Annotated in this window: 19 protein-coding genes; 15 read left to right on the forward strand and 4 right to left on the reverse strand. The window is 35.3% G+C overall.

The window, feature by feature from the left end; translation table 11 throughout:
* Window positions 1-13 precede the first annotated feature (13 nt).
* Both BN1082_RS15520 and BN1082_RS15525 read left to right on the forward strand, forming a co-directional pair.
* Window positions 14-127 (forward strand): SDR family NAD(P)-dependent oxidoreductase, encoded by a 114-nt coding sequence (locus BN1082_RS15520; protein WP_090635492.1) that lies wholly within the window; start codon window positions 14-16, stop codon window positions 125-127.
* Window positions 128-740: 613 nt separating this feature from the next.
* Window positions 741-1,676, forward strand: coding sequence for a helix-turn-helix transcriptional regulator (locus BN1082_RS15525; RefSeq protein WP_090635495.1), 936 nt, complete (start codon window positions 741-743; stop codon window positions 1,674-1,676).
* Window positions 1,677-1,859: 183 nt separating this feature from the next.
* On the opposite strand, the gene BN1082_RS15530 is transcribed toward BN1082_RS15525, so the two are convergent.
* Window positions 1,860-2,357, reverse strand: coding sequence for a DinB family protein (locus tag BN1082_RS15530; protein ID WP_090635497.1), 498 nt, complete (start codon window positions 2,355-2,357; stop codon window positions 1,860-1,862).
* A 749-nt stretch (window positions 2,358-3,106) separates the two neighbouring features.
* Between BN1082_RS15530 and BN1082_RS15535 the strand changes: the two genes are divergently transcribed.
* Together BN1082_RS15535 and BN1082_RS15540 are read left to right on the forward strand one after the other, a co-directional pair.
* Window positions 3,107-3,631 carry a hypothetical protein gene (locus tag BN1082_RS15535; RefSeq protein ID WP_090635500.1) on the forward strand — a complete coding sequence of 175 codons (525 nt, stop codon included), beginning with the start codon at window positions 3,107-3,109 and terminating at the stop codon, window positions 3,629-3,631.
* A gap of 116 nt (window positions 3,632-3,747) precedes the next feature.
* On the forward strand, window positions 3,748-4,455 hold the full coding sequence (locus tag BN1082_RS15540; protein WP_090635502.1) for a hypothetical protein: 708 nt from the start codon (window positions 3,748-3,750) through the stop codon (window positions 4,453-4,455).
* 408 nt (window positions 4,456-4,863) lie between these two features.
* On the opposite strand, the gene BN1082_RS15545 is transcribed toward BN1082_RS15540, so the two are convergent.
* Window positions 4,864-6,162, reverse strand: a complete 1,299-nt coding sequence (locus BN1082_RS15545) for an RNA-guided endonuclease InsQ/TnpB family protein (protein ID WP_090635504.1) — start codon at window positions 6,160-6,162, stop codon at window positions 4,864-4,866.
* A 157-nt stretch (window positions 6,163-6,319) separates the two neighbouring features.
* Here BN1082_RS15545 and BN1082_RS15550 point away from each other — a divergent pair, with 157 nt between their 5' ends.
* The 3 genes from BN1082_RS15550 (at window position 6,320) to BN1082_RS15560 (ending at window position 9,043) form a co-directional block, all read left to right on the forward strand.
* Entirely contained in the window at window positions 6,320-6,853 is a 534-nt protein-coding gene (locus tag BN1082_RS15550) for a GNAT family N-acetyltransferase (protein WP_090635506.1), read from the forward strand.
* A 153-nt stretch (window positions 6,854-7,006) separates the two neighbouring features.
* Entirely contained in the window at window positions 7,007-8,092 is a 1,086-nt protein-coding gene (locus tag BN1082_RS15555; RefSeq protein ID WP_090636521.1) for a DUF3626 domain-containing protein, read from the forward strand.
* A 402-nt stretch (window positions 8,093-8,494) separates the two neighbouring features.
* A complete protein-coding gene (locus BN1082_RS15560; protein ID WP_090635510.1) occupies window positions 8,495-9,043 on the forward strand; it encodes a hypothetical protein in 549 nt (182 codons plus the stop codon).
* 408 nt (window positions 9,044-9,451) lie between these two features.
* On the opposite strand, the gene BN1082_RS15565 is transcribed toward BN1082_RS15560, so the two are convergent.
* Window positions 9,452-10,033: a TetR/AcrR family transcriptional regulator gene (locus BN1082_RS15565; RefSeq protein ID WP_090635512.1), complete on the reverse strand. Its 582-nt coding sequence runs from the start codon at window positions 10,031-10,033 to the stop codon at window positions 9,452-9,454.
* A gap of 278 nt (window positions 10,034-10,311) precedes the next feature.
* On the opposite strand from BN1082_RS15565, the gene BN1082_RS15570 reads away from it, so the two are divergent.
* The 7 genes from BN1082_RS15570 to BN1082_RS15605 all read left to right on the forward strand — a co-directional run bounded on the left by BN1082_RS15570 (window position 10,312) and on the right by BN1082_RS15605 (window position 21,313).
* The gene (locus BN1082_RS15570) at window positions 10,312-10,953 is read left to right on the forward strand and encodes an HlyD family secretion protein (RefSeq protein ID WP_090635514.1); all 642 of its coding nucleotides are present in this window, start codon (window positions 10,312-10,314) and stop codon (window positions 10,951-10,953) included.
* Between the two features lie 20 nt (window positions 10,954-10,973).
* On the forward strand, window positions 10,974-12,833 hold the full coding sequence (locus BN1082_RS15575; protein WP_090635517.1) for a DHA2 family efflux MFS transporter permease subunit: 1,860 nt from the start codon (window positions 10,974-10,976) through the stop codon (window positions 12,831-12,833).
* Window positions 12,834-13,530: 697 nt separating this feature from the next.
* Complete coding sequence (locus BN1082_RS15585) at window positions 13,531-13,818, forward strand: DUF202 domain-containing protein (RefSeq protein WP_090635520.1); 288 nt, start codon at window positions 13,531-13,533, stop codon at window positions 13,816-13,818.
* 337 nt (window positions 13,819-14,155) lie between these two features.
* Complete coding sequence (locus BN1082_RS15590; RefSeq protein WP_090635522.1) at window positions 14,156-16,276, forward strand: RNA degradosome polyphosphate kinase; 2,121 nt, start codon at window positions 14,156-14,158, stop codon at window positions 16,274-16,276.
* A 32-nt stretch (window positions 16,277-16,308) separates the two neighbouring features.
* Complete coding sequence (locus BN1082_RS15595) at window positions 16,309-17,247, forward strand: CHAD domain-containing protein (RefSeq protein WP_090635524.1); 939 nt, start codon at window positions 16,309-16,311, stop codon at window positions 17,245-17,247.
* A gap of 205 nt (window positions 17,248-17,452) precedes the next feature.
* On the forward strand, window positions 17,453-18,991 hold the full coding sequence (locus tag BN1082_RS15600; RefSeq protein ID WP_090635527.1) for a Ppx/GppA family phosphatase: 1,539 nt from the start codon (window positions 17,453-17,455) through the stop codon (window positions 18,989-18,991).
* A gap of 132 nt (window positions 18,992-19,123) precedes the next feature.
* The gene (locus BN1082_RS15605) at window positions 19,124-21,313 is read left to right on the forward strand and encodes an RNA degradosome polyphosphate kinase (protein WP_245640451.1); all 2,190 of its coding nucleotides are present in this window, start codon (window positions 19,124-19,126) and stop codon (window positions 21,311-21,313) included.
* 216 nt (window positions 21,314-21,529) lie between these two features.
* On the opposite strand, the gene BN1082_RS15610 is transcribed toward BN1082_RS15605, so the two are convergent.
* A complete protein-coding gene (locus BN1082_RS15610; RefSeq protein ID WP_090635529.1) occupies window positions 21,530-23,203 on the reverse strand; it encodes a multicopper oxidase family protein in 1,674 nt (557 codons plus the stop codon).
* Between the two features lie 242 nt (window positions 23,204-23,445).
* Between BN1082_RS15610 and BN1082_RS15615 the strand changes: the two genes are divergently transcribed.
* Entirely contained in the window at window positions 23,446-23,892 is a 447-nt protein-coding gene (locus BN1082_RS15615; RefSeq protein ID WP_090635531.1) for a cell wall hydrolase, read from the forward strand.
* The last annotated feature ends 312 nt before the right edge of the window (window positions 23,893-24,204 follow it).

The raw sequence follows: 24,204 nt of genomic DNA on the forward strand, positions 1-24,204 counted from the left end.
TGGAAAAGTGGTCATGATTACTGGCGGATCGCGCGGTATAGGCAAAGCAGCCGCCCGCAAATTCGCAGGCGAAGGAGTGCATGTCTTCGTCACGTATTCCGGCAACCGGAACCACCAGACTGCCTAAGAAATTCATCGGCAGCCCGGTGGTTCTTGCAGCAAACTGCTTGATTTTGTAGTCCACAGTCGAGCAATACTTCATGAAGAGTCAAAGAAATTAAGATAATATGGAAATCATTTAACTAGAAACCCTACAGAACAATTCAGAGTAAGCATTCCATCCATTTGGAAAGACATGTGGGTAATCCAAAATAGCCAAAAACACTCTTCCACAAAACGGGCGCAATTCCGCAGCAAGAATTGTGCTCTTTCTTTATGTTAAGGGCCATATTGTTGAAAATGAACAGGGAATATTCACACATTCGCTGAAAAATATAGATATGGACTTTAAATAAGTTGGGTTTCAGAATTAGGGATAGAATTTTTAAGAATTACGAAGATTGTATAAGTATGAGGTATTGAGAGCAGAGCTTTTCTATGCATTTGTTAATATTAATAACTTTTAGGATGCAGATCATTTGAGTGGTTTGTGAGACTAACTAAGCAGTATTACCTCAAGGAATAAATTGAAATCAAAAACGCGTGGGAGGATAGCTTATGAAGAATAAAGACTTTAATTATTATCAACCGTTTATTATGGTTGTGCAGGACAGCCCTATATCGGAGGGAGGCTTCATATATTGAAAGTCCATCGTCTCCTTTCGATCGTCATGCATCTGTTAAGCCGCAAAAGAATGAGTGGTCAGGAGCTTGCCAATTTGTTCGAGGTATCACTAAGGACCATCTATCGTGACCTGGAAGCCATCAATAGCGCCGGTATCCCAATTGTCTCTTATTCAGGTGCGAACGGCGGTTATGAGATCATGGAGCAGTATCAAATCGACAGACAAATCGTCACTTTCGAAGACCTCCATTCCATTATGAATGCGTTAAAGGGTATTCAATCTTCTCTTGACGATCCTGATTTGGCCGATCTGATGGTGAAAGTCGGCGCACTTTTGACCAAATCTGAGCAAAGCCAGCTTGAGGAAGCTGGCGAAACACTCATATTTGATACGAACATCTGGCGAGGCGGACATGTTGACAGGTCAATGATTGCAAGGCTCCGGCAAGCAGCCAGAAATCGATTCGTCGTTCTCTTCGTGTATACGAATTCTGAAGGGATGGTTGAGCTGCGGACTGTGGAACCCATCGGCTTGGCATGGAAAGGCTATGCATGGTACTTATACGCCTATTGCCAGCTTCGAAGTGATTATCGAACCTTCAGACTCTCCAGAATGAAAGAAGTTGTTGTATCGGATGAAAGCTTTATACGCAGAGATATGAGCTTGGAGGACCTTAATGCCAGATGGGGAAAAATAGATACGGCCAATCTGATCAGAATGGTACTGCGCTTCCACCCTCGGGTGCAGATCAAGGTCGAAGAATACTTCCTCCCTGAGGAAATTACTATCGCAGAGGATGGCTATTTCATTGTGAGAACCGATCATGCCGAGGATGTATGGTTATATGGAACCTTACTAAGTTTTGGTACAGACGTTACGGTCCTTGAGCCGAAGCATTTGGCCGACAGCATCAAAGAGCGTGCACTACAGATTTATAGCCTTTACGAATAAAAATTTTACGCCTCTGATGACACTTTGCCATATCTTCGGATCTGAGTCGATTCTCCGCTTGATCGTCCGATACATACACTGTTACGCTTCACTAATACCATTTATATTCACTCTATTTTTATTTTAAAGTGAAGAAAGCGCGCATCTTTAACGTCACCATAGAGAGCGCGCTTTCATTTATGTTTAAACAGGGGCTTCCATCCCCATGCTAATCCACTCTTCTTTGGAAGGACCGTATATTCCGATAACTGGAAGTCCCGCTTGGCGCATCAACATGGTTAACTGTCCGCGGTGATGAATTTCGTGCTTGATAAAGATCGCTAACGTGAAACCGTTCTTCCATTGTTGACCGAACATATTTACGGATTCCTGAAGCTTCTCATCTGTCCACTGTGTCTGTATCGCCTCGATGAGAGCAGCGGAAGTGTTGCTGTAGACTCGAACAATCTCATCTGCGGATTCAGGAGCCTTGCTGTCCTCGGGCGGTGCTTCGAAATCGAGACCGGTCGGTTTCAGAAGACCGCCAGATGGCACCAAATGCCACGCTAATGTTCCAAGCGTACGGAAGCCTGGTGCGATCTTTTGCTTCAATGACGCGTCCGTCAAGGAACTCAGAAGTTTCTGCGTAAACTTGGACTCATTCTGGTACTCGGTAATGAAGCTTTGAACGGATTGATACATGGGGGAAAACCTCCTAATTAGTTGTTAGTTGAGTTATATTTGAACTCATTTACAATTCCTATTATAGGAAGCACCGACTGACAACTGTGTGTCAGCAAATTTTAAATCAAACAAAAAAGATGACAGAAAATGAAAAAGTTCTTATTACACTAAATGATACGATAGCTCAATAAAAGCAGCGACATCCTAGGTCTTTCGGGTACCTAGTCCCTCGCTGCTTTTTTTTTAACGAGTCAATCTAGTAAGTGGAATTTGACATTCGACTTGTCGGGTGACTCGTACCGGATCAACATAGGGTAAGAGAAAACGCCAAACCCGACATGTTCATGGGCTTAACGTATATTTTCGTTAATATGTTGGCATGACTCCTATAAGGAATGTACTTAAAGTAACTGGGGTTTATGTTGAATAAAGGGGTCGCAGCTGCGAACCCCATTTTTATTGAACTTAACCAGTTAATATTTTTTCAATATTTTTCAAAAAAACTTAAAGTGTTTTATTTTATATTCATTAGGAAAGTAATTAAGTAAGAACGAAGTAACCCACTAAAATATGAAAAACTTTACTTTTCTTTTTTTCTCCAAGATGATGTAGAAACCATCACACAAGTTTGTTTTTTTCCCTCTTATTTTAAAAATAAAAGATAGATTCTAAGAAAATTCTAATAAACAGTTATTAAACTTAATCATGAAATTGACATTAATTTTTGGAAGAAACAAAATGCAAAAACACAAGGAGATGAAATGATAATGGAAAAAAAGATAACAAGTCAATTAGTTCTACCTCTTCTGATTTTGGTTATCGCTTATCAATGGTTAATTGCTTTCTTTAATAAGGTTGTAACCAAACACTATTTCAACGAATTACACAAACAAATGAAGGATTCTTTATCAAGTATTACAATTCATCCGTATGCAACTTTATTCAAAAATGTAGGTATTCCACACTTTCATTTATTTGGAACATTAGTAATGCTAGGAGAGTTGTTTGTGGGTGCTATTTTCCTTCTTTATGCAATTCAAAAACTGATGGGGAAAAATAATAAGGTAATCGCAATATTGGGTTTAATTGCAACGGTCATTGGTGCTTTTATGAATTTGAATTATGCCCTTTTAGGCGGGGATACCCTTTTTGTTGATCCAGGTAATGCTTTTCAAGAAGCTATTTCTGTTGACTGGTTCATGTTTCTTATGCAAATCATTTTAATCGTTTATTTTTATACCGTATCCTTTAAAAGAAATGAAGAGGCGGAGTTAAATAATCAAGCAGCATAAAAAATTGTAAAAACCTAACAAATTCCTTTCTTATGGAAAAACTCTATTTTTGCGGGAAAAACTACTTAAATAAACGCCCGTAAAAGTACCGTAATCGAAGAAAGAAGGAGAAGTGAATGCAAAATAGAAAAGAGTTCTATGCTGATGATAATAAACGGTTTCCAATTGAACGAAACAAACGGATGACGGCAATTGCTGGAACTGTGCTTTTTGTACTCATCATAGCGGAACTTGTCATTACTGCGAACTTAGCTGCACTAAGGTCTGAACATATTTTCGTTGGTGTCCTATTAGCTGGACCCTTAGTCGTCAAAATGTGTAGCACCGGATACCGATTTTTTCGTTATTATACAAAATCCCCTGAATTTGTCAGGGCAGGTCCACCTAACATATTACTTAGGCTTTTAGCCCCGTTCCTCGTTGTAATTACCATTTTGGTGTTTATTAGCGGGTTTGGACTCGTGTTGGGTGGACATGCCCATGAGGAATTGTTTATTAAGATCCATGCCGTTAGCGTAACTTTATGGTTGCCGTTGCTCGCAGTCCACATATACGCCTATATTCGCAAGGCTTCAGGTCTAATTGCAAATGATTGGACCGGAAAATCCAAATACCGAGTACCAGGTCGCGAAGGGCGTCTCGGTATTAACGTTGCAGCAATAATAATGAGCGGGATTGCCGCTATCATCATGACTCCGTGGAAGGCTGGGGAGGGTGATCATGGAATACCAAGTCCACTTATTGTAGGAATTATGGCTGCTGTAATTGCGGTCTTGATCTTTAAACTGCTATTACGTAAAACTAATAATAAACCACAGTTATGAAGAAACTTTACCTCCTTTGGAGCAGGTATAATGGTGTGTGCTGAGGTACACTGACTCGATATTAGCAGGAAAGCTTTCAGGATTGGCGCCGTTTCATCTTGATTCCTGAGAAATTTAAAAATTTTATTAACTGAAGAAAACAGTCCTTCTGTTTTACCTTTTAATAAAAAGAAGAAGCTCCGCAGAAATTTTCTCTGCGGAGTCTTTCTTTTAATTGTAGCAAACTTCGGGTTTAATGCTAATTGAGCGGTTGTTGTTAATATTAGATTTATTTAAAATATTCCCCGAGGATAATTAGTTTAGTAAAAGATTTGCGAGCTATTTCACTCAAAGCTTCGATCTTTTTTCTTATTCGACTAACGTCTCAGGTTGATGAAGGATATTACAATAGGAAATAGAATTTGAACCTCACACGGCTAAGGACACGTGATTCTTTGACGAGACTACGATGTGATTCTGCTTACCAGTAGAAATCAGTCGTATTCTCGTTGGGAACGTCAAAATCCCCTTAGCCACTTCTTCCAAATGGAATTCGTGGTTACTTTTTCGCAAAATATTAGCGGCTCCGTTAACATCTGCATTTATTTTAATAGAAGCTTTTGTTTGATATAGACCTCTTTTTATTCGTTTTCCAGAGAACAAATGTATTTTATCCTCTTTTTCGTTGTAGGCTGGTAAATGGTCTTTATCGATAAAAGAAGCTTTAGATGTATAGGATTCTTCTTGTTTCACAAGCTCAATCCCGTAACGTTTACACATTGACTCGATTTTATCTATCAGTTGACTATGTGGGATTTGAACAAATTTTTGATTGCTTTGTTTTCCTAAATTTATGTTTTGCTTCCAGCCCTGATTATAACCAATAACTATTTTGCCGATATTATGATCAAGGCAATAATTAATAATGTAACGAGTAGTTTTATTTAAATAATCTCGAACAAAGTTCCTCCTCTTTTCCAATAGACGAATCTGACGATTCGTTAAAGTCTTAATTCCTTGTTTATCTTTAATAGACTGTAATCTTGCATTTTGCTGGTTATACCGTTGGTTAACAGATTTTAATTTTCTCCCATCAATAATAAATGATGTCCCAAGGGTAGTGACACAAGTGGCTAGATTATTAATACCAAGATCGATAGATAAAGCGTGTTTGTGATTCAGTTTAGGTTTGATGGTTTTTACTTCATAAACATATTCGATTTCAAAATAAGAAGCATTGTATTTTGGTAAAATTCTAATTTCGCAAATATCATTTGAGTTTAAATTACTTGGAAATTTAATATTGATTAATCCAAATTCTTTTTTGAATTTTGGTGACATTGGAACATTAAAACTTCCATCAGCCTGAAGTTTAAACTGGGGATAGGAAATTTCGAAAAAACCATCTTTTTTAAGATAGCGTGGAATTCTAGCTTTTTGTCCTTCTATTTTGATTAAACTAAAAAATGATTTAAAAGCTTCTTCTACTTTTTTTAATGTTTGTTGAGAAGCAGCAGATCCTAGTAATTTATAATTTTCGTTTTGTTTAGCTATTTTATAATTTTCTTCGTAACAAAGATATTGCTTTGTTTCAAAAAAATGTTGTCTGACTTGATACAAACCAACATTAAACATATTTTTGGATAACCAACACAATTGTCGCAAAGCCAAATATTCTTTTTTATTCAAGTGAAGTTTTTCTTTTTGAATACCGTATTGTTTACTCACAGTTTTCACCTCCTTGTAAAATAATTTTACCAAATATATGTTCGCCTTTCATTTAATTACTCCAAAATAGAAAACGGCGAAACTGTATCCCATCACTAAAGAAAAGGGTGTTAGTTTCGCTTTTCATAAATAAAATATTTAATAAGGAGGGATATAGTTGTCAATTTTAAAAACTATTGGGAGTTATATTGTGCGTACTGGAAAAATAGAAGATGCAGAAGTAACTTTAGACATACAAAGGTCAGTAGTTAGCGAAGGTGAATATCTAATTGCTTATCCAGAAGAGTTTACTAATACTCTAAACCAACAGAGAGAATATATACAGAACATATTAGAAAATGAAAATGAAACAATTAATGTAGCTGAAAAAGATGGTGAGGTTGATGGGTGGATTGTATTTGAAAGTACCCAAAACAGAAAACGAATGTCACATACAGGTTCTTTTGGAATGTTAATCAGAAACAATTACAGAGGACTAGGGATTGGAAAAATGCTGCTACAAGTTTTATTAGATTGGACAGAAAAGAATCCTTTAATTGAGAAAGTAAGTTTAGGAGTTTTTGCAACAAATCATAGGGCAATATCTTTGTACAAAAAAATGGGGTTCATTGAAGAGGGACGTAAAATTAATGAATTTAAATTTGATGATAATGAATATGTGGATGATATTCTTATGTATAAATTAGTTTAGCATTGATTTATCTTTTTTCTGTTAATGCGTTTCTACATTAAGTTGAAACGCATTTTTTTATTAAACGAAAGGACAGGTTTATTAAAAAAGGAAAATAGAAACTTTTGTTGAATTATTAGGATTAATTTAATGAAAGGAGAGATTCATTTAGTCATGGAATTATCAATTGCCCAATTATTGGCTTTAGAAAATATTACAAAGTATGCAAGGAAATATAGACAAGAAGCGAATAAAACAATAAATCACATACTTAAGATGTCTAATATCTCAGATGAAATTTTTGAAAATGCTGTCTATAAAATAAAGGCTCACTCAAAGATAGGATTACATTTTCATCCAGATAGACCAGATTCAACTATGAAAAGCGTTGCTGAAGCACTGCTAGAGGATGGAATATATAAGAGCCAATTTGAAACTTTAATATCTAATGGTAGTGTATCCGCTTACCCTGGTGGTGAACGCGACATTTGGGAGGAGAGAATTTTTGGTGGGGCATATCAACTAGAGGGAACAACCGATAATCAACGTCCTAAATATGGTGCTCTAAATTTGATGTTGCACTCAGATGGACCTGCTCCACGTTTTGGATCATGCTATTTTCTTCTATCCCCCAAGGTCTCATATCGTTCTACATACACTTACTTAGATTCGCATCAAGACCCAAAAGAAAAGGGTACCTATAAAGAGTTTGACCTCATTTTAAGTGCACTCTTAGAAGAGGCGTTCTTAAGAGATTTTGCAATTGGCGAAAGAAATATTACGCCAGCAAGTTTAATCAATCATTTCCTGGTTAATCTTGAAAGGCCGTATACTAATCCAGCAAACAAAGAGCCAAACCGCAATCTTAATCACTATATTGAAGCTCAAATTCATGGAGAAATTTCACTTAAAGAAGACGTGGAAGTGCTTGTTGCAGATCCTTCTTTCAAGGAAACTTATGTAGGGAGAATCTTAGAACAACTATGCCTTAAGTATTCCATTGATCTGTATTGGCACAAGGGCTTTGCACTTATGGTAGACGAAGTTCCTTCTGATTTTAGAGGTCCATCTATGTCCTCCTTAGCAAAACGCATTGGACAAAATAATTTTATCGATGCAAGCATAATTGGATCTGCTGTAATGGACTTGAAACGCAATCCAGCTTCTTGGTGCGATCGAGGAACTTATAAGGAAGTATTTCAAGAATTAAAACTATTGTGGCACGTTTTAGTAAGGTATGGAAAGCCATTTAGTAGTTGAACGAACAGGTGTTTTAGTTTTAGATCAGAGCTATCATCGAGGTAGCTTTTTCTTTTTGAACTACTTTTTGAACTACTATGTGAGAACTTAACTTTTTTACATTATCTGTTGTATGCTCTACTTCATAGATGGCTAACTGGAAGCAGAGTCCAGTTAGCAAGCCGTGAATATTGCTACGGAAAAAGGATGGCTCTAATAAAGGGTGGAATACCAAAATTTTATAAAACTCGATAGTGGGAATCAATTGACTTAGATATGTATAAAGAAACTCCTTTATCTTTTAAATGATCAACTGGTTAAAAGGGATTTCGCCTTCCTTAACATAGTTTTTTATCAGTTGAATAAGTTTAAGATGATTAATTAACTTCAAACTATATGTCTGTATTGAAAAGAGGCGAGACGTTGAACTTTGTTGCATGGATGATTGTCACCTGTGAAATTATGTTCTGGATCGTAATTGTATTAGGGTTGGTAACACGGTATGTGTTCAAGCTGAACAGATTAGGAATATTCCTTTTAGCATTAACCCCAGTAATTGATTTAATTTTATTAATTATAACTGGTATTGATTTATACCTTGGTGCGACTGCAACACAAGCGCATGCGATCGCTGGAGTTTATATTGGTGTATCTATTGCGTTTGGAAAAAGTATGATTCAATGGGCAGATCAGCGGTTTCAGTATTATGTAACAAAGCAAGGTGCAAAACCAGCAAAGAGGTTCGGAATGGAGCATGCAAAGCATTATATGAAAGGCTGGTTAAGGCATGTCATCGCATATCTTATTGGCGCTGGATTATTAGCCGCGATGATCTATTTAATAAATGATCCAACTCGGACTGAAGCATTAAGCGGGATGATAAAAATTTGGTCAATAGTTCTAAGCATTGATTTGATTATTACAATCAGCTATTTTATTTGGCCGAAAAAAGCAAAAAACCGTGCAGGTTGAAGAAGGATATTACAATGGGGAAAAGAATATAAATAAAATATTTAATAAGGAGGGATATAGTTGTCCATTTTAAAAGCTATTGGGAGTTAGTTGAAGAGGGACGTAAAATTAATGAATTTAAATTTGATGATAATGAATATGTAGATGATATTCTTATGTATAAATTAGTTTAGCGTTGATTTGTCTTTTTTCTGCCAATGCGTTTCTACATTAAGTTGAAACGCATTTCTTTATTAAAAAAGGTTAGTTCAAGAAGGACCGACCTACTTGGAAGGAGTAAATTGGAGGAATGTTAACCAAACAAAATCCCAGCTTTAGGTCATAAAGGGGATTTTGTTTAGAAGACCTTGGGAATAAGTTACTTATAAGTGTGAATGGTATAGCTTCTATTTTTATGTTGAATATCTGTTAGTCTTCACCTAATCGAAAAAGCATAGACAACTGTTTAGCAAGAAATTGCGGTGTATAAGGCATATCCCTGCGCAACCAAGCTGAAATCGTTCCGATTAAAGCTGAGGAACCGTACCAGATCGCAATATCCTTTTGAATGTCTTTCGCAGCGGGTAAGGAGACATTCTCCGATCTCTCTTTTATTGTTGCAGAAATGATATTTAACAAACGCTCCATAAAAATTGATGTTCGTTTGGTACTAAGAACTACTTTATAGAATTTGGCATTCTTGGCAATATACTCAAGCAAGGTTTCAAGCTTCACCCCTCCTATATCCTCAACGGAATTTTGATTCGTTGATGTACTCATCAAGATAGACTCAATATCCTCGGCCATTTCCTGCGCCATTTTCTCCAGCATATCTTGAATGTCACTATAATGGAGATAAAACGTAACACGGTTAATTGTTGCGCGTTCTGCGATTCGATTAACCGTTATTTTATTGATTTCCATCTCCTGTAGCAAATCTATAAATGCATCTTTGATTAATTGGCGTGTACGAAGAATCCGAGGATCTATTCGTTGCTTTTGATTGTTCATACTACTAATCCCCCTTCTATTGGAAAATTTACAATTATTATTTTTCTGTCTATTATCCTCAGTATTTACTACAAAATTGAAATAAATGATAACTAATATACATTTTTTCAGAAATTGTTGGTTGTAAGAACCAACTTTATATCTATAATTTAATTTATACAATGTTAATTATTCAACACATTGTAAAATAAGTCTACATTAAAATTAGAAAGGATAGAAGAGAATTGATTCATAATTCTAAAACTGTTAACAAAGCTATCATAATAGGAGGATAATTTATGAGTAATAAACGTTTATTATTATTAAACATTATTATTTTACTTGTTTTAGTCGGTGGAGGTTTCGGTGGTTATGCCTATTATAATAGTTCTGTAAACTATTTATCGACAGATAATGCTCAAATTGCCGGACAACAAGTAACAATTGCTGCAACTGCCAGCGGGAAATTAACAGATTGGAATGGCAAAGTTGGTTCCACATTATCGAAGGATTCTACAGTTGGGACGATAGTAACAACAGATGCAACAGGAAAACCTGTAAATATCGATGTTACTGTTCCAACCAACGGAACAATCGTACAAAATAATGCAGTTCAAAATTCATTCGTTGCTGCAGGAACACCACTAGCGGTAGCATTTGATCTAAATAATTTGTGGGTAACAGCAAATATTGATGAAACAAAAATTAACGAAGTAGCCGTAGGACAAGACGTTGATATTTACGTTGATGCATTCCCAAATAATACGTTAAAAGGAAAAGTACAACAAATCGGCTTAGCAACTTCCGGGACATTTTCCTTGTTACCTAGTTCAAATACTACAGGTAACTACACAAAAGTTACACAAGTTGTCCCTGTAAAAGTATCTATTGATGATAATAAAGGTATTGCAATAGTTCCTGGTATGAACGTAACCGTGTGAATTCATAAGTAGGTGATAATATGTCATTATATATCACGGTATATGTTATTTTAGCCATTTTGCTGTTACTTTTGATCAATTTTAGGTTGATCAATCAAAAGAATTCTAGCAAGGTTCGGGGAAAGAAGAATATTAAAAGGGTTAAAGAAGTTCATTCCAATAGTGGAGCCAAGGAGAATCTTGCTAAATCTGAAAAAGAGGATATAAAGATTCAGGAGAACCCTTCGCCGGATTTATCTAATCAAGAGGTGGAAATGCTGAGAGATTCAGCTATTACTAAACCGACATTGGAAAATGCAGAAGCTGATGTTCAACCGAAGGAAAGCTTAAACAGACGGGAAAAATCTACTGCTACTGACAATGAAAAAGTTTCAGGAACAGGAAAAATTTTAGTTGCTATTATGCTTGGTGCGTTTGTTGCCATTCTTAATCAAACCTTATTGAACGTTGCCATTCCACATATAATGAATGATTTGGGCATTACCGCTAATACAGTCCAGTGGCTTTCAACTGGTTATATGTTAGTAAACGGAATTGCTATTCCAATTACAGCCTTTCTTACTGAAAAATTAGGAACAAGGAAGCTATTTATTTCTGCGATGTCCCTATTCACTTTAGGTTCGTTAGTATGTTCCTTATCACCAAATTTTAGTTTATTAATGACTGGGAGGATTATCCAGGGTTGTGGTGCTGGAATTATTATGCCTCTTTTAATGACCGTTTTTTTCACGGTGTTTCCTCCGGAAAAACGAGGAAAGGCCATGGGGATCATGGGTACTGTCATAATATTTGCTCCAGCAATTGGTCCAACCTTATCCGGTTGGCTAATAGGACATTATTCATGGAGATTTTTGTTTGATATTGTTATTCCATTTGGAGTACTTGATTTAATTCTTTGCTTTTTATGGTTGAAGGACGTTACTAAAGTGACGAATCCTAAATTTGATTTCCCAGGATTTATATTTTCCACTTTAGGATTTGGGTTTTTATTATATGGATTTAGTGAAGCAGGGAATGATGGCTGGACTAGTACCACTGTAATCATTTCATTTGCTATTGGAATCATTTCTTTAGCAGCCTTTGTCTGGCGTGAATTAACTGTTGACAAACCAATGCTTGATTTGCGGGTCTTTAAATATGATATTTTTACATTAACAACCATTATTAGTATGTTGGTTAACATGGCTATGTATGGTGCAATGATCATGCTTCCAATATATCTACAAAATATACGGGGATTTACGGCATTACAATCTGGCTTATTAATGCTTCCCGGTGCTGTAATAATGGGAATTATGTCACCAATCTCTGGAGCTCTTTTTGATAAAATTGGTTCAAGATGGCTAGCAGTGATTGGGTTAACGATTACGGCACTTACCACATGGCAATTTACTACTCTAAGTATGACAACGAGTTTTAGTAGAATAGTATTTCTATATTCCATGCGGAGTTTTGGTATGTCATTTATCATGATGACGATCATGACGGAAGGTCTTAATCAGCTGCCCCGTCACCTTGGTTCCCATGGTACTGCGGTATCCAATACAGCAAAGCAGGTTGCAGGCAGTATTGGGACGGCACTTCTTGTTACAATCATGAGTACAAAACAAGGGGTCCATTATGGTGAGTTTACGAATACTGTCACAAGTACCAACCCATTTATATCCGGAAATTTTTCTCATATTGCTCAAACCTTATCCGGTTACGCACACTTACCGCCAGCAGCAGGAAGAGGGCTTACAACCTATTTGATTTATGGTCAAGCTATGCAGCAATCTACAATTGATGGGATTAATGATACTTTTATTTTTGCAACAGGAATCGCAATCGTAGGCTTAATTCTATCATTCTTTATTAAACGCGCAAGAGTAAAAGAATAGCTTTAACTATAGTGTGTTTATAGTGTGCTTGGCATGGGTTATTTTAACCACAGTGGACGTTTCTGTAATAAACAGGAAGATTTTCTCTAACGGATCAGTTTAATAAGGATATTGACGAAAAATTATGATATGAAAAGTTTTGTATAAGTAGAAAACAAATGGGATCATAAAATAAAGCTGTTAAAATATGAAACCAATAAATGAGGGAATCCTAAAAGTTTAACTTTTAGGACTCCCTTTTTTGTACATTTTTAACCAGAATATATATAAAGAACACACTAAAACTAAGGTTAAGGTGGATTCGAAATGGATAAAAGAGTTCTATTCGACTTTGAAATCAAGTTTACGAATGGCGGTGGACTTCACGGACAGGAATTACGTCTTGATATTGCTGGTTGTTAAAGTAGGGGATCTATAGGTAGGGATAGCAGTAAATGTTTGGTAGCATTCTAATAACATTGAGAGAAGTTTGGGAACAGATGTACTAAAGCTATTAGGGGGGCGATGTATAAATAAAGTATTGCCTTTTCCCATGTTCGACTATTATGGCTTCGTTTTAAAAAAATCTGGCTAACCTTATATTATGAACGGGTACAAGAGTTGAAGATGAAAGGTTGACTCATCAACCCAATTTTTTTCTTAAAATTAAATTATTTTGGCATACTATACACATCCTTCAAATAAAAGGAGTAGTAATATGAGCGGAAATACTAATGCACCTAATAAAAACTCAGTATCTGCTAGTGACTTATTGGCAATGGAAAGAACCAAACTAACCAATATTCAGACACTCTTATCCTATATTCGAACATCCCTAACATTCTTTGCGGTTGCTGCAGCCCTAATAGAATTTTTTAATAAGAACATAAAATTCGAAATTACAGCGTACATATCCATCACATTAGGAGTAATTCTCCTTTTGATAGGGTTTTATAATTATTACCGTTCAAAAAAATTGATCAAAGCAGTGCAATGGATTAAATAATATGTAATACTTAAAATATTCTTTCTATATTTTTTCACCATTCGATTTTTTAGGTTTATGCTTCATTTAAAAGTTTTCTAAATATACTATAAATATTCTTGTTTACCCAATTTCACGAACCGTTTGAAAGTCATTTCAAAAACCACAAATTGATAGTTTTTAACTGATATATAGTATAAAATAAAATGGTAAAAAGTGTTTGACAAAGAATATTTTGTGAAATAGATTTATAAATGTAATGAATTTATTGTTATCTTATAATAGTAAATTTACAAAAAATCATGGATCTATTTATAAAATATAGTATAGAAAATGTCGAAAAAGGTTGGCATAGAGTATGAAAACTATTAATAGGCTGAATGTAGATTTGAATAGCTCAAAGTATTATAACAATAGAGAGCTAAGCTGGCTTGCGTTTAACGAACGTGTCTTGGAAGAAGCGATGGACGACAGAAATCCATTATTGGAACAATTAAAGTTTTTATCTATATTCAGTTCAAATCTCGATGAATTTTTTATGGTCCGTGTTGCCGGGCTTTTAGATCAGGTTAAGGCTGGGTTTAACAAACCAGATAATAAATCTGGAATGACTCCTTCGCAGCAATTACGTGAAATTGCCAAAAAAGCTCATGACTTAGTTGAACTACAGTATAAAACATTAAAACATATTCTGTTGCCAAAACTGTTGGATGAACAAATTGAATTACTAAGTATAAAGGATCTAACCAAAAATCAACTAAACAAACTGGAGGAATATTTTGACGAACAAATTTTTCCGGTTTTAACTCCGATGGCTGTAGATGCATATAGGCCATTCCCTATGCTTTTAAACAAAAGTTTAAATTTAGCGATTATCCTTGAAGACAAAAAAACGGAGGAAGAAACGAGCTTTAAAATGGCAATTGTACAGGTTCCTTCGGTATTGGAACGATTAGTCCTATTAGAGACGGAAACCTCTCTGAAAAAAGTCCAATTGATCCTGTTAGAGGAGATCATCAGTTATTTCATCCATAAATTATTTAAAGGATATAAGGTCGTTTCCGTTTCTGTTTTTCGCATCACAAGAAATGCGGATTTAACCATCCACGAAGAGGGAGCACGTGATTTGCTTAGTGAAATTGAAAAAGAATTGAAAAAACGCAAATCCGGTGCTGCAGTTAGATTAGAAATTCAGCAAAGAGGTTTAGATAGCAATATTTTGCAATATTTAACAGATGAATTAGAAATTCAGGAAGAAGACGTTTATAAGATTGATGGACCTTTAGATATAACCATGTTTTTTCGTTTTTATAAGAGAATGAAAAAAAAATACGAACATTTAGTCTATCATCCACTCGTTCCACAGCAACCCACTGCCCTTGGTGTAGATACAGATTTATTTAACAAGATTACTCATGAAGATATACTGATTCACCACCCATACGAATCGTTTGAAACAGTTATTGAATTTATTTCACAGTCAGCAGATGACCCGGAAGTTTTGGCAATCAAACAAACGCTATATAGGGTAAGTGGAGATTCACCCATTATCGATGCATTAAAACGGGCTGCTGAAAATGGAAAACAAGTAACCGTTTTAGTGGAGCTTAAAGCGCGCTTTGATGAGGAAAACAATGTTCAATGGGCAAAGGAACTTGAAAAAGCCGGCTGTCATGTTATTTATGGAATGACCCATTTAAAAACACATAGCAAAATAACTCTGGTTGTACGGAGAAAAAATAATCACATTGAACGATTTGTCCATCTGGGGACAGGCAATTACAATGATCAAACGGCGAAAATTTATACGGATATGGGCTTATTCACCTCAAAACGAAAGTTTGGCATAGACGCTACCAATTTTTTTAATTATTTAAGCGGATTTTCAGAAAAGCCGGAGTTCTTTCACTTATCCGTAGCGCCTTTTGATATCCGAGAAGACCTGATTGAACTCATCGATAAAGAAATCTACTTTCATAAAAGATTTACCCATGGTCGAATTATTGCTAAAATGAATTCCATCACGGATAAGAAATTAATTATGAAATTATATGAGGCGTCGATTGCAGGTGTGAAAATTGATTTAATTGTTCGTGGGACTTGTTGCCTCCGCCCTGGAATTCAAGGAGTTAGTGAAAACATTAAAGTACGCAGTATTGTAGGTCGATTTTTGGAGCATAGTCGAATCTTCTACTTCCATCATAATGGGGAAGAAAAAATTTACCTTTCTTCTGCAGATTGGATGACAAGAAATATGGAAAAACGCGTAGAAATTTTATTTCCTATTTTTGAGGGGAGTATCAAAATCCGGGTGAATCATATTTTACAGAGTTATTTAGCAGATAATGTAAAATCTCGGGAACTTGACTCGAATGGCAAATATCACTATGTACCTATTGGCGAGAACAAACAGGAAATAGATAGTCAATTACGATTGTTCAACGAAGCATATGAGAAAAATCAAACTTTAAATATTTAATCATCAATAAAATAAAAACGGGGTGAATTTGTATGGAAAATCAAAACCAATTATGCTGTATTTGTGACAGTGAACATTCTCTCATTGAGGTTAAAGAAAAGTGGATATGTGAAGACTGTTTACATGCCGGAAATGAAAAGCTTGTTTTCCCTTGGAAGAATGTATTAGAAAAACTAATGAAGGAATATTCAGAATCCTGTTCGAAATTTATTGCATCATATGACCCAAGGGAGATTCATAAAGCAAAAATAGTTGGTAAAAAAATTAGTACCATTTTTGAATTTTTAGGGGTTCCTAAAAAACAATCTATTTTTCATGCATTTAGAAAAATGAATCAAGTTTTAAGTAAATTAAGGGTATTAGATGTACTACTCGATGAAATGTTGGGACAAACCGAAGAAAAGATTGTTTACAATGAGATGGTAAGATTAATAAGAAAAAATCAAAAAAAATTGCATAAATTAGTAACAGAGGAATTCCCGGCAATCATGAATGAATCCTTTTTTGAAAAAATAGAGCTTTTTCTACACAAAGAACTCAAAAGCTATGTTTTACCACTGGAAAGGAAGACTGGATTGGTGGAGTATGAAGAACGTTTTATCCGTCTCCAAGAGCACTACCATCAGTCTGCAAAGGAAAAGGGCAAAACAGCACTCGAAACCGTAGAATCCATACAATCAGTTCGGAAAATTGCAAAGTCATTGCGTTATCTTTTCAATATATTAAATGAGATATTTGGTGAAAACTATCAGGATAAAGAAACTTATTACAAAAGTTTACAATTACAGTTGAGCAAAATTAGAGATGTTGAGGATTGGCTACAGCAAATTAAGAAATTTCAAAACAAAATCGATGCTCCAAAAAAGGAAATTCAAAATGTTAAAAAGGAATTAAAAGCTAGACTTAAGCAACTTTTAGAAGAAGTGGAGTTACCTGAAATGTCCGTAGATGGTACGGTGGAAAGTCACTGATACATCTGGTGGATTAAAACGATTCAATGGACTACAAAGCTCTATGGAGGTGTCTTCATAAACTCTTTCAGGGCTTTTTTGTTTTTTCTAAAATGATAAAGCAGTTAATGAAAATAGTTCTTTACACACATATAACTTTTCATCATAGGAAATAGAGTTAGTTACTTGTATAATTTAAATTAAGGAATGGATTTGGAGGTTAAAAATGCAAAATGCCAATAGAAAACTTGCCATTATAGATATAGGTTCGAACACTATACGTCTTGTTATATACTGGAAAAATAAATTTGGAAAATATAAAGAAGAAGAGAACATTAAATCTGTTGCCAGGTTACGTCATTATTTAGTTGATAACGGGAACCTTCACGATCAAGGTATTTCGATACTGGTAAATTGCCTTAAGGGCTTTAAAGAAATTATTGAATTTCACAAGGTGGAAGTAGTAAAATGTGTTGCTACAGCAACGATCAGACAAGCATTAAATAAAGAAGACGTCTTAGATATTGTTAAAGAACAAACGGGTTTTAAAATTGATATTTTATCAGAAAAAGAAGAAGCATATTATGGCTACTTTGCTGTCATTCAAACTACTCCTATAACTGAAGGAGTCACGATCGATATGGGGGGAGGAAGTACAGAAATTACTTATTTTCAAAATCGCGAATTGAAGTACTCACATAGCTTCCCATTTGGAGTCGTATCGTTAAAAGAGCAATTTATAAAAGGAGATACCATATCCTTTGAAGAAAAAGAAAGCTTAATAAAGTATATCCAAGAAAGCCTTCAGCAATTGCCGTGGCTAAAAAACTTGCAAGTACCAATTATTGCTATTGGAGGTAGTGCTAGAACGGTAGCGCAAATTGATCAAAATTTAAAGAAATATCCGTTGGCCGGAATCCATCAATATACCATGTCTACCAGAGATTTAAAAGAGATTCTTGATATGGTAGAAAGATTAAATCCCCTTCAAATAGAAAAATTGGAAGGTGTCTCAAAGGATAGGGCTGATATTATTCTGCCTGCTTTAGAGGTATTTTTCACGATTAGCGAATATGTCCGAACAGAAAAGTTTATGTTTAGCAAAAAAGGACTAAGAGAAGGAATTTACCTTAAAGAATATGAAAAAAATCGAGAAATTACTGAGATCGAGGTGATTGTGTCATCTAACATACAAGAACTGGTGCATGATTATGGAATAAGTGCCCAGCATTCAAATCATGTAGCACAGCTTGCAAAACAAATCTACACCCAATTAGAAATTGTCAGAGGCTTACAATTGAGTAGCGAAATAAAGAAAATGATTGATTTGAGTTCTAGGCTTTATTATGTGGGGCAAATTGTTGATTCCGATGTCAGTAGTCAGCACACTTTCTATTATTTAGCCAATACATCGATTGATGGTTTGGAACATAAAGACCGTTTAAAGTTAGCCTTAATCGCTTCCTTCAAAAACAAAGCTTTATTAAAACAATACTCCGCGCCATTTGAAAACTGGTTTACCAGAGCGGAATTGCAAGAAATTAGGATAGCAGGTGCCATAACAAAAATTGCCTCGGCCTTGGATGCATCTAAAAGAGGAGTTATAAAAGATGTCTCGATTCAAAATGAATTTCAAAATAATAAATTAATCTTTACCATAGATGGCTCGGGAAATCTCTTCGCTGAAAAATATCAGGCAGAAAAACAGTTAAGACATTTAGAAAAAGCAATCAAAAAAAATATTCAGTTAGTCTTTATCCACTAAGAAATAACTGCAAAATATTTTTAATTTAATTAATAAAATATTTACACTTCCTTTACAATAAATTTACATTTTAATGGTATTTTAATAAATATAAATAATACATTCGTAATGGTGTGAAGGAGTTGTAAATACGTGGTATCGACAAGAAAAGACAACCTGACAATCAATCTAGAAGCACCATCTTTTTATAATAATCGTGAGTTAAGCTGGTTGTCTTTTAATAAAAGAGTTTTAGAAGAAGCAGTAGATGAACAGAACCCTTTACTGGAGAGATATAAATTTTTGGCGATTTTCAGCTCTAACCTGGATGAGTTTTTTATGGTCAGAGTAGCTGGTTTATTAGACCAGATGAAGGCCGGCTACAATAGACCTGAAAATAAAGCAGGATTGACACCAAAAGAACAAATCGCTGCTATTAGCAAAGTTACAAGTGAACTGGTTGAGGAGCAAGATCGAATTTTTTTAGAACTTTCCTCTTTATTAGCAAAAGAAGGGGTAAAAATAATTTCGATTACCGAAGTCAATACTTCACATCTATCTTTTTTAGAGACCTATTTTGCTGAACAATTATTTCCTGTTCTCACACCGATGGCGATAGATGCCTACCGTCCTTTTCCTATGTTATTAAATAAATCTTTGAATTTAGCCATTATACTGCAAGAAAATAGAGAAGGGAATGCCACCCCGTTCCCTTTTAATGGGAAATTAGCAATTGTACAAGTTCCGTCCATATTTGATCGCTTCATTGAATTGCCTTCAGAAAACGGGGAAAGAGTATTTGTCTTGTTAGAACAAATAATCTCCCATTTTATACATAAATTATTTAGTGGACAAGTTATTCATTCTGTCACTCCTTTTCGCATCACAAGAAATGCCGATTTAGAGTTTGATGAAGACGGAGCTGAAGATTTGTTACATGAAATTGAAGAAGAACTAAAGAAACGTAAGAGTGGTGCAAGTGTAAGGTTAGAAGTCCAACGTCATTGTTACGACGGTCAAGTGGTCGATTATTTAAAAGAAGAACTTGAAATCGACAATAAGGATGTATATTTTATAGAGTCTCCTCTTGATTTGACGTTTCTCTATTCATTTTACAAAGTCATTCATTTTACACATGACCATTTGGTTCTAAGATCCTTCATTCCCCAGCCTCCACAAGATTTAGATCGTCGGGAAGATATTTTTTCTAAAGCACTTAAGGAAGATATATTGCTTCATCACCCATATGAATCGTTTGAGCCGGTTATTCAATTTATTTCCGAGGCCGCCAATGACCCAGATGTACTTGCTATTAAACAAACTCTCTACCGGGTAAGCGGAAATTCTCCTATTATTAAAAGCCTTAAGAGAGCAGCAGAAAACGGAAAACAAGTAACTGTTCTCGTTGAATTGAAAGCCCGTTTTGATGAAGAAAACAACGTCCAATGGGCGAAAGAATTGGAACAGGCCGGCTGTCATGTCATTTACGGTATGACACACTTGAAAACCCATAGCAAAATTACGCTTGTTGTTCGGCGTAAACTTGGAAAAATTGAACGTTTTGTGCATTTGGGAACAGGAAATTACAATGATGCCACAGCTAAAATTTACACAGACATGGGATTAATTACCTCAAATCGGGAAATTGGCATAGATGCCACTAACTTTTTTAATTATTTAAGCGGGCATATGGATATGCCGGAATATAATCAATTGTCTGTAGCGCCGTTTGAAATAAGAAATACTTTCTTAGAGTTAATTAACCAGGAAATAGATTTTCAAAGCAAAAATGGGAATGGGTATATCATTGCTAAAATGAATTCCTTGTCCGACAAACAAATTATCCTGAAGCTGTATGAAGCTTCCAATGCAGGGGTAAAAATTGATTTAATTGTCAGAGGCATCTGTTGCTTGCGTCCTGGCATAAAAGGAGTTAGCGAAAATATTACCGTCAAAAGTATTGTAGGGATTTTTTTAGAACACTCGCGAGTTTACTATTTTCACCATAATGGGGTAGAGAAGTTATTTTTATCTTCTGCAGATATGATGACGCGGAACATGGAAAATCGAGTGGAAATCCTATTTCCGATCTTGAAAGACCATTTAAAGGAACGAGTTAAGGGATGGTTTAAACTAATGCTTGCAGATAATGTAAAGGCGCGTGAACAAGATTCTGAAGGGGAATATCATTACGTTAAAATAGCTGACCATGACGCTGTGGTTAATAGTCAACTTCTATTATGTAAGATGGCTTACGATAACAAAAATGAGAGGCAAGTAGCCAAAAATAAATTGACCAGGAACGGATATGAACCATTCGGAAAAAGTGATATTTTAGAATAACAAAATAACGACAAAACATGAAGGAGCCTGTCATCGAGGGTTAAAATGCCCTTTGGTAACAGGCTCTTTTTGTGTTCAATGGGAGAGGTGATGAAAAAAGAAATAACGATTATTTGTTTGAATTAACCCTTAAATAAAGAATCTAAAAAAATAACCCGTATACATTGAGGGGATTAAGATACCTTTGGATTATCGGAAGTGTAAGAATGTTTGTATCTATCTATTCCGATGCCTCTCTCGAAATCTATCGCGATAACTATAGCGTTCTCTGTCATTTTTCTGTGCTTTTATAACCTCCATGGGGCGCATCATTTCATAATCTTCATGCTCCAACAAATGACAATGCCACACATAACGCCCAGTGTAGGGTCCAAAACGGCTTATAATGGAGGTAACGTATCCAAAGGGACTCTGAACTGTATCTTTTAATCCCATTTCATAAGGTTCAGGAGGAATAGAAGGTCCTGTAAAAATAAGGTTTCCGGTTTTTTGAAAATGGGAAACATCAAACGGCTGGCGACCGAGAATTTGAAAGCCCACCAAATGAATATGGATAGGGTGGGGAACATCATTGATCACATTGATAATTCGCCAAACTTCTATACTATCTACTTCAATATTTTCAGTTATTCGGTCCATCCACAATTTTCCATCCAATAAATTCAAGGAACGACCATACTGATCCTTAATTCTGACAAGTGTTAAATCTCTCGTTCTCTTTGCCATACTTATTGGAAAACCTTTGATTTTCCTTAAAAAGTTAGGTATGGAGCTCGTATCTTTCCTTTTTAATGGTACGGTTACCCTGAATTGCATGACATCTCTTGTTTCCGGGGATGCACTTTGGGTGACATTCTTTAGAATAATGGTTTTACCGTAGTATTTTGAAAAATCAATGATCACATCTACCCGCTCGGCGCTCATAAGTATAAACTCATTTATTTTTACCGTTCTCTCAAGAAAGCTACGATCTGTACCAATTTGATAAAAAGGTTGATTGGAGTCCATTCTTAAAGTAAGGATTCGGCTATTCGATGCGTTTAAAATGCGGAATCGATATTTTCTCGGTTCAACTTCTAGATATGGATAAACCTTACCATTTACCAAGATCGTATCCGCATCAAAAGGAGGAACAATTGAAGGATGGGGAAGAGGAAGATTTGCATTACTTTGCTGAGAATGACCAGCATTGTTTTGTTGAGATGTAGCCTCACTATTTTGATGAGGTTGACCTGCATTACTTAGAGACGGTTCACTAGGGTAGTAAAGTGATCCATCTGGGTTAATCGAACGGTCTACAATTAAAAGAGGGATTTCATATTTTCCTCTTGGAAGATTAAGGATTTTTTCATTTGCGTCTCGTATGAGATAGAATCCCGCGAGTCCAGCGTAAACATTCAATCTTGTAATTCCTATCGTATGGTCGTGATACCATAACGTTGTAGCTGGTTCAATGTTTGGATACGAATAAACCTCTTGTTTGAATAAAGGTCCCGTTTCTTCAAAATTTCTTGTAAACCACGCTTCAGGGTAACCATCACTATTGGCAGGTGTTCTTCCTCCATGTAAATGAACAACGGTTCTAACCTCTGGAACCGTTAGTTCTGACCCATGAACCGTTATATCAACGGGAAGAAAATGCTTATTCGGTAGATCATTTATCCATTTAACAAACACTGTTTCATTACGCATCACATCGAATGTGGGACCCGGAAATCTTCCTTCATAACCCCATAAACGGGTTGGAGGAAGGTCCCTGTGTAGCTTCTGATAAAACTCCTTCATGGTCACTTTATAATATGAGCCTTGCTCGTCTCGTTTGATTGGTGAAATAGTTTTGGGAATCGGTAGTTTATCAACGAATTTTATCAGATTTACTTTTGCAGGCATTTGAGTCAGCCCCTCCTTACAATTAATACTCTAAGTAAGTTTATGAAGGAAAACTTGTTCATTATGTTTTTAACCAAACACTAGGGATGAATTTTTCCTTATTCCCTTACCGTGGTAGTTGAAGAGAAAATTTGAATTTTATGGTAAAGGTTATTTGCGAGATGGAGTGGGAATCTCTTATTTTTAGCTTTTGTGAATCTGATAAGGTCTTACTGGCATACGTATAATAAGAGGTGATCGGTATGCCAAGAGTAAAATATACAACTGATGACGTAGATTTATTGGCAAGAATGATCAGAGCCGAAGCAGAGGGTGAAGGCGAACAAGGAATGCTAATGGTTGGAAATGTTGGTGTAAATCGTATAGTGTGCAATTGCTTGGATTTTAAAGACATTAGAACTGTCCACCAAATGGTTTATCAAATTCAAGGTGGAAATTATTCCTTTGAATGTGTTGAAAAAGGCTATTTTTATCAGCGAGCTAGATCACAAGAAAAAAGATTAGCCAAAAAAAATTTAGATTATTATAGATTATATCCAGCAACATATTCATTATGGTATTTTAACCCTCCAGGGGAGGCAGGACAATGCCCACCACAATGGTATGATCAAAAATTAGTTGATGGTTTTAAAAACCATTGTTTTTATCAACCAAGTCAACAAGATTGTCCAAATGTATTTAATGGATAAATTTTAGGCTTTATATCAAACTCTTTCCAAGATCATTTTAAAAAACGAAGGATGACTTTTATTTTTGTTAAAGATATGTTGAAATATGAATCCAAAAAATGAAAAGCACAGTTGTACTGTGCTTTTCATTTTTCCATTCAATTATTTTACCTTGTACTTATTAAATCCCAAATCAATAAATAATTGTTAAAAAATTATGAATAAAAAATTAATAAAATTGTAAATATTCAGGAATTTATTGTTTGATATGTTGAATTTTGCTAATGTATTTACAAAAGTGGAAATTATTATTTTTTATAATTTATCCTGAAG

It is taken from the genome of Neobacillus massiliamazoniensis, assembly GCF_001048695.1.
Classification (GTDB): Bacteria; Bacillota; Bacilli; order Bacillales; family Cytobacillaceae; genus Neobacillus; species Neobacillus massiliamazoniensis.

Excerpts from the sequence above, each read along its gene's own strand:
- BN1082_RS15570 (WP_090635514.1), top strand. The coding sequence starts at position 10,312 with ATGAGTAATAAACGTTTATTATTATTAAACATTATTATTTTACTTGTT.
- BN1082_RS15600 (WP_090635527.1), top strand. The coding sequence starts at position 17,453 with ATGCAAAATGCCAATAGAAAACTTGCCATTATAGATATAGGTTCGAAC.
- BN1082_RS15590 (WP_090635522.1), top strand. The coding sequence starts at position 14,156 with ATGAAAACTATTAATAGGCTGAATGTAGATTTGAATAGCTCAAAGTAT.
- BN1082_RS15540 (WP_090635502.1), top strand. The coding sequence starts at position 3,748 with ATGCAAAATAGAAAAGAGTTCTATGCTGATGATAATAAACGGTTTCCA.
- BN1082_RS15565 (WP_090635512.1), bottom strand. The coding sequence starts at position 10,033 with ATGAACAATCAAAAGCAACGAATAGATCCTCGGATTCTTCGTACACGC.
- BN1082_RS15585 (WP_090635520.1), top strand. The coding sequence starts at position 13,531 with ATGAGCGGAAATACTAATGCACCTAATAAAAACTCAGTATCTGCTAGT.
- BN1082_RS15610 (WP_090635529.1), bottom strand. The coding sequence starts at position 23,203 with ATGCCTGCAAAAGTAAATCTGATAAAATTCGTTGATAAACTACCGATT.
- BN1082_RS15535 (WP_090635500.1), top strand. The coding sequence starts at position 3,107 with ATGGAAAAAAAGATAACAAGTCAATTAGTTCTACCTCTTCTGATTTTG.
- BN1082_RS15520 (WP_090635492.1), top strand. The coding sequence starts at position 14 with ATGATTACTGGCGGATCGCGCGGTATAGGCAAAGCAGCCGCCCGCAAA.
- BN1082_RS15530 (WP_090635497.1), bottom strand. The coding sequence starts at position 2,357 with ATGTATCAATCCGTTCAAAGCTTCATTACCGAGTACCAGAATGAGTCC.
- BN1082_RS15595 (WP_090635524.1), top strand. The coding sequence starts at position 16,309 with ATGGAAAATCAAAACCAATTATGCTGTATTTGTGACAGTGAACATTCT.
- BN1082_RS15615 (WP_090635531.1), top strand. The coding sequence starts at position 23,446 with ATGCCAAGAGTAAAATATACAACTGATGACGTAGATTTATTGGCAAGA.
- BN1082_RS15575 (WP_090635517.1), top strand. The coding sequence starts at position 10,974 with ATGTCATTATATATCACGGTATATGTTATTTTAGCCATTTTGCTGTTA.
- BN1082_RS15555 (WP_090636521.1), top strand. The coding sequence starts at position 7,007 with ATGGAATTATCAATTGCCCAATTATTGGCTTTAGAAAATATTACAAAG.